The sequence below is a fragment of the Deltaproteobacteria bacterium genome (assembly GCA_009930495.1).
Classification (GTDB): domain Bacteria; phylum Desulfobacterota; class Desulfovibrionia; order Desulfovibrionales; family Desulfomicrobiaceae; genus Desulfomicrobium.
Genome location: RZYB01000475.1, coordinates 1 through 1,051 on the forward strand (window position 1 = coordinate 1; position 1,051 = coordinate 1,051).

At 64.2% G+C, this 1,051-nt stretch carries 1 protein-coding gene; it reads left to right on the plus strand.

Annotated elements, in window-relative coordinates; all coding sequences use genetic code 11:
• On the plus strand, positions 1–891 hold an 891-nt coding region (locus EOL86_15580), incomplete at its 5' end, for a chemotaxis protein (protein ID NCD26991.1).
• Positions 892–1,051 lie beyond the last annotated feature (160 nt).

The window sequence follows — 1,051 nt, forward strand, 5'->3', positions numbered from 1 at the left end:
CGCGCCCAGCACCGACTGATCGAAGCGCAAAAGGATAAAATCGCCGACGCGGCACGGCGAGCCACGGACATCACCACCCGCTTGGCCACGGCAACAGAGGAACTCGCGGCCCAGATCGAGGAATCCAGCCGGGGCACGGAAAACCAAAAACTGCGTCTGGCCGAAACCGCCACGGCCAGCGAACAGATGAACTCCTCCATCCTGGAAGTGGCCCGCAACTCCGGCGAAGCCGCGAAAAACGCCGACCAGGCCAAATCCCACGCCGAAACAGGTCAGGTCGTGGTCAGCGAAACCGTCCAGGCCATCGAGACCGTGCGCACCCGGTCCGAGGAAATGGCGACGACCGTACAACAGCTTGGCGAGCAGGCCTCGGGCATCGGCAACATCATCGGCATCATTTCGGACATCGCGGACCAGACCAATCTCCTGGCCCTCAACGCAGCCATCGAAGCGGCCCGGGCCGGGGACGCCGGACGCGGATTCGCCGTGGTCGCCGACGAAGTGCGCAAGCTGGCCGAAAAAACCATGACCGCCACCAAGGAAGTGGAACAGGCCATCACGGCCATCCAACAGGGCACGCGGCAGAACATCACGCTGATGGGGAACGCCGCCCAAAGCGTGCAGCAGACCGTGGATTTGACGGGCAAGGCAGGCGACGCGCTGCGGCGCATCGTCGAGGTCTCCGCCGACACGGCGGACATGATCCGCAACATCGCCACGGCCGCCGAGGAACAATCCACGGCCAGCGAACAGATCACCCGCTCCACGGACGAAATCAGCCTGGTGGCCACCGAAACCGCCGACGCCATGAACCAATCCGCCGAGGCAGTGTCCGAACTGGCGCGCATGGCCGAAGACCTGCGCCAACTCATTCAAAGCATGCGGGAGTGACATTCACCCGGCCCGGAATCCGCGTTAAGGCGGTTCCGGGTCGGCCTCACGCCTCGCGGCGCAGCGGCAGGGCCACGACAAAACGGGTGCCCGCGCCTTCGCGGGACGAAACCGTCAGCTGGCCCCCATGATTGTGGGTAATAATAAAATAGGACACCGA